Annotated in this window: 12 protein-coding genes; all 12 read left to right on the plus strand. The window is 39.9% G+C overall.

From position 1 onward, the window contains the following. Nucleotide 1: 1 nt before the first annotated feature. The 12 genes from GJ691_RS01055 to GJ691_RS01110 all read left to right on the plus strand — a co-directional run bounded on the left by GJ691_RS01055 (nt 2) and on the right by GJ691_RS01110 (nt 13,302). On the plus strand, nt 2-1,348 hold the full coding sequence (locus tag GJ691_RS01055; protein WP_154362879.1) for an NAD(P)/FAD-dependent oxidoreductase: 1,347 nt from the start codon (nt 2-4) through the stop codon (nt 1,346-1,348). Between the two features lie 6 nt (nt 1,349-1,354). Beyond that, nucleotides 1,355-2,935 carry a 4Fe-4S binding protein gene (locus GJ691_RS01060; RefSeq protein WP_154362881.1) on the plus strand — a complete coding sequence of 527 codons (1,581 nt, stop codon included), beginning with the start codon at nt 1,355-1,357 and terminating at the stop codon, nt 2,933-2,935. Nucleotides 2,936-2,937: 2 nt separating this feature from the next. After that, nucleotides 2,938-3,423, plus strand: coding sequence for a toxin-antitoxin system YwqK family antitoxin (locus tag GJ691_RS01065; RefSeq protein WP_154362883.1), 486 nt, complete (start codon nt 2,938-2,940; stop codon nt 3,421-3,423). Then, nucleotides 3,423-4,112, plus strand: a complete 690-nt coding sequence (locus tag GJ691_RS01070) for a glycosyltransferase family 2 protein (RefSeq protein WP_154362885.1) — start codon at nt 3,423-3,425, stop codon at nt 4,110-4,112. The genes GJ691_RS01065 and GJ691_RS01070 overlap by 1 nt, the downstream gene beginning before the upstream one ends. A gap of 1 nt (nt 4,113) precedes the next feature. Beyond that, a complete protein-coding gene (locus GJ691_RS01075) occupies nt 4,114-5,598 on the plus strand; it encodes a cellulose synthase family protein (RefSeq protein WP_154362887.1) in 1,485 nt (494 codons plus the stop codon). A 96-nt stretch (nt 5,599-5,694) separates the two neighbouring features. After that, nucleotides 5,695-7,056, plus strand: a complete 1,362-nt coding sequence (locus tag GJ691_RS01080; protein WP_154362889.1) for an MptA/MptB family glycosyltransferase — start codon at nt 5,695-5,697, stop codon at nt 7,054-7,056. Between the two features lie 220 nt (nt 7,057-7,276). After that, nucleotides 7,277-7,900 carry a GNAT family N-acetyltransferase gene (locus tag GJ691_RS01085; protein ID WP_154362891.1) on the plus strand — a complete coding sequence of 208 codons (624 nt, stop codon included), beginning with the start codon at nt 7,277-7,279 and terminating at the stop codon, nt 7,898-7,900. A 30-nt stretch (nt 7,901-7,930) separates the two neighbouring features. After that, nucleotides 7,931-9,121: an argininosuccinate synthase gene (gene argG, locus GJ691_RS01090; RefSeq protein WP_154362893.1), complete on the plus strand. Its 1,191-nt coding sequence runs from the start codon at nt 7,931-7,933 to the stop codon at nt 9,119-9,121. Then, on the plus strand, nt 9,114-10,088 hold the full coding sequence (argC, locus tag GJ691_RS01095) for an N-acetyl-gamma-glutamyl-phosphate reductase (RefSeq protein WP_154362895.1): 975 nt from the start codon (nt 9,114-9,116) through the stop codon (nt 10,086-10,088). Before argG ends, argC begins: the two co-directional genes overlap by 8 nt. A gap of 96 nt (nt 10,089-10,184) precedes the next feature. Continuing rightward, nucleotides 10,185-10,985 (plus strand): pyrroline-5-carboxylate reductase, encoded by an 801-nt coding sequence (proC, locus tag GJ691_RS01100; RefSeq protein ID WP_154362898.1) that lies wholly within the window; start codon nt 10,185-10,187, stop codon nt 10,983-10,985. Continuing rightward, a complete protein-coding gene (locus GJ691_RS01105; protein ID WP_154362900.1) occupies nt 10,982-12,109 on the plus strand; it encodes an aspartate aminotransferase family protein in 1,128 nt (375 codons plus the stop codon). The genes proC and GJ691_RS01105 overlap by 4 nt, the downstream gene beginning before the upstream one ends. Next, nucleotides 12,106-13,302, plus strand: a complete 1,197-nt coding sequence (locus tag GJ691_RS01110; RefSeq protein ID WP_154362902.1) for a glutamate-5-semialdehyde dehydrogenase — start codon at nt 12,106-12,108, stop codon at nt 13,300-13,302. Before GJ691_RS01105 ends, GJ691_RS01110 begins: the two co-directional genes overlap by 4 nt. The last annotated feature ends 30 nt before the right edge of the window (nt 13,303-13,332 follow it).

Consider the following 13,332-nt stretch of genomic DNA (forward strand, 5'->3'; position numbering starts at 1 on the left):
CATGGAACATATCGTCATTATCGGCAATGGCATTTCTGGCATTACGGCAGCCAGACATATCAGAAAACTTTCGGATAAACGCATTACCGTTATCTCTGCCGAAACCGACTATTTCTTTTCACGAACGGCCCTGATGTACGTATATATGGGCCATATGAAATTTGAACACACCCAACCCTACGAACCATGGTTCTGGAAAAAGAACAGGATCCAATTGGTGAAAGCATTTGTAAAAAATGTAAACCATCAGGATAAATTGCTAGAACTTCAAGAAGGCCAAAGCATTTCATATGATAAGTTGATCATAGCCACGGGATCCAAACCCAATAAGTTTGGATGGCCAGGACAAGATTTAAAAGGGGTTCAGGGATTATACTCAAAGCAAGACTTAGACGGAGTTGAAAAATATGCCCCTGATAACAAAACATGTAAAAGAGCAGTAATCGTGGGTGGTGGACTTATCGGTATTGAACTTGCCGAAATGCTTCGCACCAGGAATATTCCCGTAACCTTCTTGGTTAGGGAAAACAGTTTTTGGAATGGGGTTTTGCCAGCCGGTGAATCACAAATGATCAATGAACATATACTAGAACATCATATCGATTTAAAATTGGCAACCAACTTGACCGAAATTATCCCAGATGAAAACGGCAGGGCCAAGGCCATAAAAACCGATAAAGATGAAACTATCGAATGTGATTTTGTCGGACTTACCGCTGGGGTTTCACCGAACGTCGATTTTCTAAAGAACAGCGGTATTGATATAGGTAGGGGCGTAAAAGTGAATCGACTGCTAGAAACCAACATCACTGACATCTATGCCATTGGGGACTGCGCCGAACAGCATGAAGCGATAGGCTATCGAAGACCAATAGAAGCCGTATGGTATACGGGAAGAATGATGGGTGAGACCGTAGCCCAGACCATCTGTGGAAACAAAACCGAATATAAACCGGGCCACTGGTTCAATTCGGCTAAATTTTTGGATGTGGAATATCAAACCTACGGCTGGGTATTTAGCGAAAGGTCTAAAAAAGATTCTGAAAAACACTTTCACTGGCGACATCCAAATGAAAAAATATGTATTACAGTCGCCTATCATTCAGATACGAATAAATTTTTAGGAATCAACACCTTCGGAATACGCATGCGACATGAAATTTTTGATCGATGGCTAACCGAAGAACGAAATGTGGAATATGTAATGGAATATTTGAAGGATGCTAATTTCGACCCTGAATTTTATACACATTATGAGGAGAACATCATTCAGAAATTCAATACTGAAATGGGAACCTCAATTACGCCGAAAAAGAAAAGTTGGAAACGAATTTTTAAAATTGCCTAAGACCAGATGAAAACAATAAAAAACATAGGCCTTATCATATTTTTAATCGGCCTGGCAATTTTTACCGCCTTACCCGTTATCGGCACATATAGCCTTTCTTCAGAACAATTTAGTGATTTTGTAGACCAAAAAGGAATCAAAAGTGAACTGTTCATCACCGATATTGAACAAAATATCGTCGACAAGTCTTTTGATGGTATGCTTGCCTTTGCCCCTAAAGTCACCAAGGCCCTGGAGAATGCCAACGCCCTTCATCGAAAAAACAAAGAATATAAGAAAGTCATTTATACCAAGCCCCATGATATGGCCGCTGAACTTGGAAAAAAAGCGGGGAGCGGCTTCATAGTCGATAACAAGGGATTGATGTGGTTTTTGACTTTTGGTCTTGGCATTATCGGTGCGCTGATGTTCATTCTGCCCAATGTGGTTCTATTGGGCCAAAAAGGCATAAAGAACAATGGTATTTATCATGAGAATGCCACGAATAGGGGCTGGATCGCATGGCTGGTCTTTATCTTTCTGGTTTCCTTTTACCTTATATTATACTTTCGATCGGAATATGCCGTGAACTGGACCTACCTCGTAGATCCAATAAGTCAAAGCCTTAGCGGCAATCTTGCCGGACAATGGTTCGTTTATGGCTTTATGTATTGTGTGGTCATGGTCGTTATGGCCATACGCATGTATATAAAGTACCGCCATAATATGTACCAGATGGTCAGGACAACATCGGTATTGTTCTTCCAGATCGTATTTGCCTTTTTGATTCCTGAAATCATGGTACGACTTCAAATGCCATATTATGATTTTAAGAATGCCTTTCCGTTGGATTATGATTTCTTTTTCCAATGGAATTTAAAATCATTGCTCAATAGTGGTGGCATAGGTCTTTTTATTCTTGTTTGGGGAATTGTTTTGACCTTGGTCATTGTTCCCGTAATGGTTTATTTCTTTGGAAAAAGATGGTATTGCTCTTGGGTCTGTGGCTGTGGTGGTTTGGCTGAAACCTTGGGAGACCCCTATAGACAGCACTCCAGCAAATCCCTTTTTTCGTGGAAAGTTGAACGTTGGTTAATTCATGGGGTCTTATTATTTGCCTTGGTGATGACCGGGTTCACCCTTTATGGCTTTTTTGCCGAAACAAGTACGGTATTAGGCATTAAAGTTCAAAGTATAATGGACACGTATAGCTTTTTGATAGGAGCTGTATTCGCAGGTGTCATTGGTACGGGGTTCTATCCTATTTTCGGTAATCGCGTCTGGTGTCGCTTTGGATGCCCATTGGCTGCTTATTTAGGTTTTGTGCAGCGTTTCAAATCACGATTCAGGATTACCACCAATGGCGGACAATGTATTTCATGTGGAAACTGTTCAACCTATTGTGAACAAGGAATTGATGTTAGGGCCTATGCCCAAAAAGGAGAGAACATCGTTCGCTCCAGTTGTGTGGGTTGCGGTGTATGTTCCGCTGTTTGCCCTAGAGGCGTACTTAAATTGGAGAATGGCCCCGAACAAGGTAGAATAAACCCAACACAGGTTTTGCTGGGGAATGACCCGGATTTAATGGAGTTGGTCAATAACAAGTAAGCATGCTCTTTAGAATACTGATATCATTCCTTTTTGTTTTTGTTTTACCAAAGGAAAACCACTATGAACCTGAATATATCAAGGATTTCTATGAATCCGGCATTCTAAAATCAGAAGGGTGGCTCTTGAATGGACAGAAAACGGGTTACTGGAAATACTATCATAAAAATGGAAAGATTTCAGAACAGGGCCATTATAAATACAATAAAAGAGAAAAGTATTGGTATTTTTACGGTCCTGATAGCATTCGAATCAGAGAAGGTAATTATTTGAAGGGGCATATGAACAGTTGGTGGTTATTTTATGACCACAAAGGAAAAATCAACCACAAATGCCAGCTTTACAGAGGAAAGAAAAACGGATACTGTCTTAAATACAAAAACGAGGAATTGATCTCAGCTGAAAAATATCAAAATGGAAACAAAATCAAGGAATGGTTCAGTTTTACTGATTTTCGCCGAGAAAATAAACTATCCGATTTAAAATAATGACCCATATAAAAGTTATTATCCCCGCTTATAACGAAGCAGATTCGATTGCCCAAGTCATACACGAGATACCTACATCGGTTTCTGAAATAATCGTGGTCAACAATAATTCATCAGATGACACGGCGTCAACCGCTGAAAAAGCAGGTGCCACTGTTTTGACCGAGACTAAAATGGGTTATGGCCATGCCTGTCTCCGGGGTATGCAATACATTGCCCAACAATCCAATAAGCCAGATATCATCGTGTTTATAGACGGAGATTATTCCGACTACCCCGAAGAATTGACTAAACTCACACAACCTATTATTGAACAAAATATTGATTTTGTCATCGGGGCTAGGAACAAAGAATTAAGGGAACCTGGAAGTATGACACCCCAACAGGTTTTCGGCAACTGGCTGGCCACTAGTTTAATGAAATTGTTCTTTAGGGCAACATTTACAGACCTTGGTCCGTTTAGAGCTATAAAGTACGACAGGTTACTCGCTCTACAAATGGAAGACAAGACCTATGGATGGACGGTGGAAATGCAGTTAAAAGCCTTAAAAAAGCGTTTGACATATATCGAAGTACCAGTACGTTACAAAAAAAGAATAGGCGTGTCCAAGGTGTCGGGTACAGTAAAAGGTAGTATATTTGCTGGCATAAAAATCCTTGGGTGGATTTTTAAATACAGCATTAAGTAATATGGGTCTAATAATTTCTTATATAATCATCGCCATATACAGCATTGCGCTGTTATTGATTTTCTTTTATAGTTTGGCACAATTGAATTTACTGGTTAATTATTTAAGCCATAAACGTCAAAACCAGAACGCACCGAAGTATAACCTTCTAGATCCAAAGGAAATTCCTTTCGTAACCATTCAACTCCCCGTATATAACGAAGAGTACGTTATGGAGCGATTGTTAGAGAATATCGCAAGAATTGAATACCCCAAAAGTAAACTCGAAATACAAGTCCTCGATGATTCTACGGATGACTCCGTTAATATAACCTCTGAGCGTATCAAGGAATTGCAGGATAGTGGATTGGACATTCAACATATCCGACGCGAAAACAGACAAGGTTTTAAAGCCGGGGCACTTAAAGAAGGCCTAGAAATAGCCAAAGGGGATTTTATCGCCATTTTCGATGCCGACTTTCTTCCAGACCCCGATTGGTTAAAGAAAACGGTTATATACTTTAAGAACGAGGAAATCGGCGTTGTACAGACCCGCTGGGGACATATCAACCGGGATTATTCAACATTGACAAGAATACAGGCTTTCGCCTTGGATGCACATTTTACCCTAGAGCAAGTTGGCCGAAACGCGAAAGGTCATTTCATCAATTTTAATGGTACCGCGGGTATTTGGAGAAAAGAATGCATTTTAGATGCCGGAAACTGGGAAGGTGATACTTTAACCGAAGACCTTGACCTTAGTTATAGGGCCCAATTGAAAAATTGGAAATTCAAATATCTCGAAGATGTTGAAACCCCTGCAGAATTACCTGTTGTAATCAGTGCGGCACGTTCACAACAATTTCGTTGGAACAAGGGAGGGGCCGAGAATTTCAGAAAAACGGTCTGGAAAGTCATTACTGCCAAGAACATACCCTTCAAAACCAAATTTCATGGCGTTATGCACCTATTGAACAGCTCAATGTTCTTATGTGTATTCTTAGTTTCATTATTGAGTATACCGGCCATGTACATTAAAGCTCTTTATCCCGAATTGGATTGGGCCTTTGACGTATTGAGCTTCTTTGTTTTAAGTACGATCATTTTATTTGTTTGTTATTGGTTCACATATAAGAGTATACAAGGCAGTAGCTTTGATAACTTTCTTGATTACATTAAACTTTTCTTCACTTTCTTCTCGGTCGCATTGGGCTTTTCATTACACAATTCCATTGCCGTATTGGAAGGTCATATGGGCAAAAGAAGTGAGTTTGTAAGAACACCCAAATTTAACCTGAATAATCTTAGCGATAGCTGGAAAGGCAATAAGTACCTAGCCAAAAAACTATCTCCGAACATGATTTTGGAATTTGCACTAATGGTTTATTTCCTTTTCGGAATGTACAGCGCCGTTCCCTTGAATGATTTTGGGCTTTTCCCTTTCCATTTTATGTTATTCGCGGGATTTAGCTTTGTGTTCTTTAAATCACTTACAGCCCGGGCATAACTATTCTGGTTTTCCATCATTGCAACAATGAAGATGGTTTCATTATTGTTTACCATTTTTTTCGGTTATTTGCAGTAAACCAATTTGCAACCTATAATGTCCAATTCTATTGTTACCTATTGCAAACTGCACAAGATTCCGATACTATTGGCACTTTTGAGCCTTGGGTTTTACTATACATTCGCTTACCATCTGAATCGTACCGATTTCATTAAGCTGATTAGCTTGTTCGGTGCATTGTTCTTCTTATGTTATAAACTTATCCAATTTGAAAAATGGAATTTCAAGTTCTTACTGGCCGTAGGGCTTCTTTTTAGGCTATTGTTCCTCTTTGTTGAGCCCAACCTCTCCCAAGATTATTTTCGATTTATTTGGGATGGGGAGTTGGTACGTAATTTTATTAATCCGTATTTGGATGTTCCGAACACTTTGATAACAAAAAAAGACCTGATTATTCCTAATGCCGATGTGTTATACCATGGAATGGGTGAATTAAGCGCAAAACACTTTAGTAATTACCCCCCATTGAATCAATTTATTTTTGGTTTGTGTTCTTATTTGGGCGGACAAAGTATTCTAGGCACCTTAATAGCAATGCGTTCCATTATAATTATTTCAGATGTCGGAATTATATATTTTGGACGCAAATTGCTGAAAAACCTTAATCTCTCACCTCATTTGATCTTTTGGTATTACCTGAATCCGTTGATAATTATCGAACTTACCGGAAACCTACATTTTGAAGGGGTAATGCTTTGCTTTTTCGTGGTATCAATGTATCTCTTATCTGTGAAAAAATGGATATTCGCAGCTGTAATCTATGCGCTTTCCATATCGGTTAAGCTTATTCCGTTGATGTTCTTGCCCTTGTTCTTAAAACATCTCGGAATAAAAAAAAGTTTGCTTTTCTATTCGGTAGTTGCTGTAACGTCTTTGGTATTGGTCGCACCTTTTATCACAACTGGGTTCGTTGAAAATTATTCCGAAACCGTTGGTCTTTGGTTCTCCAATTTTGAATTCAATGCCGGTTTTTACAATATCATAAAAGAAATAGCGACCCGATTCGATGCAAAACCATGGGAATTGATAAAAACTTACGGAAATGCCGTTCCATATACCGTTATACTTTTTGTGATCTTAATTACGTTCCTTAGAAAAAACCAGAATTTATCGGTTTTGATTTCCTCCATGCTCTGGATCCTTACCGCGTATTACCTACTGGCCACGATCGTTCACCCTTGGTACATCGTTTTTTTGGTCTTCCTCACGATTTTTACAAATTATAGATTTTCCATTGTTTGGTCCTTAATGGTCATCCTTAGCTATTATGCATATTCCCAAACCGATTTCAAGGAACATTTAGGTATTCTTTCTGTTGAATATATTTTTGTTTATGGATTTTTAATTTCCGAATTATTCAGTCATCACGGGCAAAAACTACTTTTTCGCAAAAAATAATTCGAGCCCATTGTCGTTTGGATATAATTTGTACATTTGATTCATAATGAGGAACGAATTACATATTTCTACGATTATTTGGACATCTGCTCCAAATCGTTCTTTCACACCCACACGTCGCCGCCCGTAAGGGTGTATCTTATTATGGAAATAGGTGAGTCCATTTCCGCAAAATCTTCAAACAAATCATTTTTCAAATCAATTAATACCATTAGTAACAATGGAAATTGTTATTGCTAACGAATCCCATTTCAAATACGCAGAAGTAATTTGTGAAACAATTGCCGAATCAGCAAAGGTTCGAGGAACGGGTATTGCCAAAAGAACTCCGGAATACATTCTTCAAAAACTGGAAAAAGGCAATGCGGTCATCGCTTTGGATGATGGTAAATTCGTAGGATTCTGTTATATAGAAGTTTGGGGCCATGAAAAATATGTGGCCAACTCCGGACTGATCGTTCATCCTGATTATAGAAATCTGGGGATGGCAAAAAAAATCAAAAAAGCCGTTTTTGAGCTTTCCACCAAGAAATTCCCAACTGCCAAGATTTTTGGGATCACTACTGGGTTGGCGGTTATGAAAATAAATTATGAGTTAGGTTACCAACCCGTAACATTTTCAGAACTTACCGATGACCCACAATTCTGGAAAGGTTGCCAAACCTGCAAGAATTTTGACATTCTTACCCGTACCGAACAAAAAATGTGCTTATGCACCGGTATGTTATATGATCCAGCGAAAAAACAAGCAGCCAAGAAAAAAGAAAAAGTGAACAGTAAAGCTTTCCAAAGATTAAAAAGTATCAAGGAACAGCTATTCTTAAAAAAGAAACAAAAAAATTAGACCTCATTTCGAGGACAAAAACCAATAACCATGAAAAAATTAGTTTTAGCATACAGTGGAGGTTTAGACACTTCTTACTGTGCAAAGTATTTATCAAAAGATCAAGGATTCGAAGTGCACGCGGTGAGTGTAAATACCGGTGGATTTTCAGACGAGGAGATTGCCACCATTAATTCAAAGGCATTGGAGTTGGGGGCAACAACCTATACTTCTATCAATGCCGTAAAGACTTTTTATGAAAAGGTCGTCAAATATTTGATTTTCGGAAACGTACTTAAAAACAACACATATCCGCTATCGGTAAGTGCCGAACGGATCGTTCAGGCCATTGAGATCGTGAACTACGCAAAGAAAATCGGTGCTAAGTATATTGCACATGGCAGTACCGGAGCCGGTAACGATCAAGTTAGGTTTGATATGATCTTTCAAATCATAGCCCCGGAAATAGAGATCATCACCCCGATTAGGGACAATAAACTTTCCAGGGAATATGAAATAGAATATTTGCAGAAAAACGGGGTCGATTATCCTTGGAACAAAGCGAAATATTCAATTAATAAAGGACTTTGGGGTACTTCCGTCGGTGGTGAGGAAACCCTAACTTCCAATTTACCCTTGCCAGACAGTGCTTACCCCAGCCAATTACAGGAGAAAAACCCTTCAGAGGTAACCTTGACGTTCGAAAAAGGGGAATTGGTTGCCATTGATGGTAAAAAAGACCATCCTGTGGCCAATATCGAAAAATTAGAGGCCATGGCATCAAAATATGCCATAGGACGGGATATTCACGTGGGTGATACAATCATCGGAATAAAAGGAAGGGTCGGTTTCGAAGCCGCCGCTGCCCTTATAATCATAAAAGCACACCATCTTTTGGAAAAACATACCTTAAGTAAATGGCAGCAATACCAAAAAGAGCAACAAGGCAATTTCTATGGTATGCTATTGCATGAAGGCAATTATCTTGATGAGGTTATGCGTAATATCGAAGCATTCCTTACCGACACCCAAAAGAATGTCTCTGGGGATGTATTCGTAAGTCTGTATCCTTTCCAATTTAGATTGAACGGAATTTCATCCGAACACGATTTAATGAATGCCTCCTTTGGCAGTTATGGAGAAATGCATAAGGGATGGACGGCAGATGAAGCCAAGGGCTTTATCAAAATAATATCGAATGCAGGAAAAATATATAATCACGTAAATCATAACAATGATTAAAGCAGGTATTATCGGTGGGTCTGGTTATACAGGAGGAGAATTGATCCGAATTCTACTGAACCACCCTAAAGTGGAAATAGATTTCGTGTTCAGCACCACTAGGGCAGATAAGGAGATAACCACTGCCCATCCCGATTTATTGGGGTTGACCGATTTAAAGTTTACGGGTAAAGTGAATTTGGATGTGGATGTTGTTTTCCTTTGCTTGGGACATGGCAATTCGACCAAATTCCTAGACGGGGACAAATTCTCGGGTACCACGCGTATTATTGACCTTAGCAACGATTTTAGGCTTAAGAACGATTCTATATACGATACAAAGAAATTTGTATACGGCCTTCCTGAATTAAATAAGGAAAGTATTTCCCAAGCTGAATATATAGCGAATCCCGGATGCTTTGCAACAGCTATTGAATTGGCCCTATTGCCATTGGCCAAAGCCCAATTGCTGAAATCCCAAATACATGTAAATGCCGTAACTGGTAGCACGGGTGCAGGTGTTAGTCCGTCGGCAACAACACATTTCAGTTGGCGAAATGGCAATGTTTCTTGGTATAAACCTTTTACCCATCAACATTTGGGGGAAATCAATGAGAGCATAAAATCCTTACAAGAAAACACTGGGGAAATCATGTTCTTACCCATGCGGGGTAATTTCACAAGAGGCATAATGGCCACGGCTTATACTCCTTTCGAGGGTAGTTTGGATGAGGCCTTACAGATGTATAAGCATTTTTATGCCGATGCAGCGTTTACTCAAATTGCCTTGGAACCCATCAATCTAAAACAGGTGGTGAACACCAATCAATGTCATATACATTTACATAAACATAATGATGTGCTTTTGATCACTTCAGCCATTGATAATTTATTGAAAGGGGCTTCGGGACAAGCCGTACAGAACATGAACCTGATGTTTGGCTTGCCGGAAGGTGAAGGATTGCAATTGAAAGCGGGGGTCTTTTAGAAATCATAAATCAATCGACCTCACTTAAGACCTGTTTTTAAAAATATTAGAATTAGATAAATTCCCGTTTTGGGGAAGCCAAAAAAGATATTATCCATGAAAATAGCCATAATAGGAGCCGGTAACCTGGGATTGTCCATTGCCAAAGGAATCTTGAAAAGTAACGGTGCTACCAAAATGTACCTTACCAAAAGAAATATCGCCGACATTGAACATTTTGAAAAATATGGAATTGTTACGGTTACCTCTGATAATAGGGAGGCCGTTAAAAATTCTGATATATTGATTTTTGCCGTACAGCCTTTACACATAGCGGAATTATTAGAGGATCTTAAGGACCTACTCACTGAAAATCATGTTATTATATCTACCATTACCGGATATAGTATTGAAAAGATGGAGAATATTTTGGGCAAAGACCATAATATAATTAGGAGTATGCCCAATACCGCTATCTCAGTAGGTAAATCAATGACCTGTATTTGCGCCAACGAAAAAGGCAAAAAACGTATAGAATTGGCAAAGGCCATTTTCAACCGAATGGGGCATTCGATGGAAATCCCTGAAGTACAAATGCAGGCGGCCACCGTTATATGTGCCAGTGGAATCGCTTTTTGGATGCGTTTGATACGCGCCACCACCCAAGGCGCCATACAATTAGGGTTTGATGCTAAGGAGGCACAAGAACTGGCCATGCATACCTGTGATGGGGCGGCCGGATTGTTGATCGCATCCGGGAATCATCCTGAGGAGGAAATTGACAAAGTGACCACACCAATGGGTTGTACCATTCAAGGGTTGAACGAAATGGAACATCATGGACTCAGCTCTTCTTTAATACAAGGTATTGTGGCTTCCTTTGATAAAATCAGTGAATTTAAAAAAGTGAACCAATGAAATTATTCGATGTATATCCCCTCTATGATGTAACTCCCGTTTCCGCCAAAGGCATTGTGGTTACCGATGACAAGGGTCAAGAATATTTGGATTTTTATGGAGGCCATGCCGTAATATCCATCGGGCATACGCACCCACATTATATAAACCGAATCAAGGACCAGTTGGATAAAATCGGATTTTACAGCAATGCCGTTCAAAATCCTTTACAGGTAGAATTGGCAACAAAACTCGGTAAGCTTTCACAATGTGTGGACTATAACCTTTTCCTATGTAATTCTGGGGCCGAAGCAAATGAGAACGCTCTGAAATTAGCTTCTTTTCAAACGGGAAAATCCAGGATCATCGCCTTTAAGAACAGTTTTCATGGGAGAACATCGGCCGCAGTTGCCGCAACCGATAACGAAAAAATAAATGCTCCCTTGAACAAACAACAAAAAGTCACCTTTTTACCCTTTGATGATAGTACTGCCTTTGAAAACGAAGTCAAGAAGGGGGATGTTTGTGCCGTGATCATTGAAACGATTCAAGGTGTAGGAGGCTTGGATGAGCCTTCTGCAGCTTTTTATCAAAAAATAGCCGCCATCAGCAAGGAAAACGAGGTTATTCTTATCGCGGACGAGGTTCAGTCAGGCTTTGGACGAAGTGGAAAATTCTTTGCATTCCAACACCATAATATACAACCCGATATCATTACGATTGCAAAAGGCATGGGTAATGGTTTTCCCGTGGCAGGTGTATTGATCCATGAAAAGATAGAAGCTTCTTATGGTTTGTTGGGCACTACCTTTGGTGGTAACCATTTAGCCTGTGCAGCCACGTTAGCCGTACTCGAGGTTATGGAAAAAGAGCACCTCATGGCCAATGCCCATCACCTTGGTGAGTATTTTTTAAACAAGGCCAAGGAAATCCCACAGGTTAAAAGAACCAAGGGCAAAGGATTGATGCTAGGGCTAGAGTTTGACTTTGAGGTGGCCGAACTACGGAAAAAATTAATCAATGAACACCACCTATTCACCGGTGGTGCAAAAGACAAACATGTATTGCGAATTTTACCTGCCTTGAATATTACAAAGGCCGATATGGATGTGTTTTTCGATAAATTGAAAATGGCCCTATCATGAGTTTACTACTGAATATTGAGCAACGAAATGCCGTTCTGAATTCCATGATACAATGGTTGCAAAAGGAAAAGAACACTCTTTTGGAAGCCAATAAAAAGGACATGGAAAGTTATAGTGGCGCCGATATAGCCATGTACGATCGCCTAAAGGTCGATGACAACAAGATCAAGGGTATGATCAAGTCCTTGCAGGAATTGGCCCAATTGGATGACCCCTTGAATATAGAACGATTCCATTTTGAACATGAAAACGGTATGTCCGTCAGTAACAGAACCGCCCCATTCGGAACGGTATTGATTATATATGAATCACGGCCAGACGTGACTATTGAAGCAGCGGGAATCGCCTTTAAATCGGGCAATAAAATTTTACTGAAGGGAGGAAAGGAATCCTTGAACAGCAACTTGGTCTTGGTAGACCTTTGGCACAAAGCCTTGCATGAAAACCATGTTTCGACTGCATGGGTCGAATATTTGCAATTCAATCGAAGTGAAACCCAAGCATTTTTGGAAAATCCGACACAGAAATTGGATTTGATCGTCCCTAGAGGTGGTGAGAAACTTATTGCCTTTGTAAAACAACATGCGACCTGCCCCGTAATTGTAAGTGGCCGAGGAAATAATTTTGCCTTTGTAGATGTTGATGCCGACCAAGAAATGGCCCTTGACATCATTATCAATGCAAAGACCACCAAAATATCGGCATGCAACGCTTTGGACAAGGTTTTAATCCATGATCGATTACCATACAAATCAGCCTTTTTGGACAAGCTAGTTGCGAAATTATTGGAAAGCAATGTCACCATATGGGTCGATGGGCATTTAGATGGACTAGCGAACACTTCCCAAGTTACGGATGATGCCATTTGGTTCGAAGAGTTTTTAGATTACAAGATCCTATTGGGCCAGGCAACCGATTTGGAAGAGGCAATTGAGAAAATCAACCAATATGGAGGCGGACATTCTGCAGCCATCATCACAAAAAATGAAAATACCGCCACCGAGTTCATGAACAGTGTCGATACTGCAGCGGTATACCACAATGCATCTACCCGATTTACGGATGGTGGTCAATTCGGACTTGGAGGCGAATTAGCCATAAGTACAGATAAATTACACCAAAGAGGTCCGATCGGATTACAACATCTGGTAACCAACAAATGGTATGTTAAGGGGAATGGGCAAGTGCGGTAACATAGCCCTATTGGTTATTTAAAGGCTGAC

This window comes from Maribacter luteus (genome assembly GCF_009674825.1).
Taxonomy (GTDB): domain Bacteria; phylum Bacteroidota; class Bacteroidia; order Flavobacteriales; family Flavobacteriaceae; genus Maribacter_A; species Maribacter_A luteus.

Excerpts from the sequence above, each read along its gene's own strand:
- GJ691_RS01055 (WP_154362879.1), top strand. The coding sequence starts at position 2 with ATGGAACATATCGTCATTATCGGCAATGGCATTTCTGGCATTACGGCA.
- GJ691_RS01060 (WP_154362881.1), top strand. The coding sequence starts at position 1,355 with ATGAAAACAATAAAAAACATAGGCCTTATCATATTTTTAATCGGCCTG.
- GJ691_RS01065 (WP_154362883.1), top strand. The coding sequence starts at position 2,938 with ATGCTCTTTAGAATACTGATATCATTCCTTTTTGTTTTTGTTTTACCA.
- GJ691_RS01070 (WP_154362885.1), top strand. The coding sequence starts at position 3,423 with ATGACCCATATAAAAGTTATTATCCCCGCTTATAACGAAGCAGATTCG.
- GJ691_RS01075 (WP_154362887.1), top strand. The coding sequence starts at position 4,114 with ATGGGTCTAATAATTTCTTATATAATCATCGCCATATACAGCATTGCG.
- GJ691_RS01080 (WP_154362889.1), top strand. The coding sequence starts at position 5,695 with ATGTCCAATTCTATTGTTACCTATTGCAAACTGCACAAGATTCCGATA.
- GJ691_RS01085 (WP_154362891.1), top strand. The coding sequence starts at position 7,277 with ATGGAAATTGTTATTGCTAACGAATCCCATTTCAAATACGCAGAAGTA.
- argG (WP_154362893.1), top strand. The coding sequence starts at position 7,931 with ATGAAAAAATTAGTTTTAGCATACAGTGGAGGTTTAGACACTTCTTAC.
- argC (WP_154362895.1), top strand. The coding sequence starts at position 9,114 with ATGATTAAAGCAGGTATTATCGGTGGGTCTGGTTATACAGGAGGAGAA.
- proC (WP_154362898.1), top strand. The coding sequence starts at position 10,185 with ATGAAAATAGCCATAATAGGAGCCGGTAACCTGGGATTGTCCATTGCC.
- GJ691_RS01105 (WP_154362900.1), top strand. The coding sequence starts at position 10,982 with ATGAAATTATTCGATGTATATCCCCTCTATGATGTAACTCCCGTTTCC.
- GJ691_RS01110 (WP_154362902.1), top strand. The coding sequence starts at position 12,106 with ATGAGTTTACTACTGAATATTGAGCAACGAAATGCCGTTCTGAATTCC.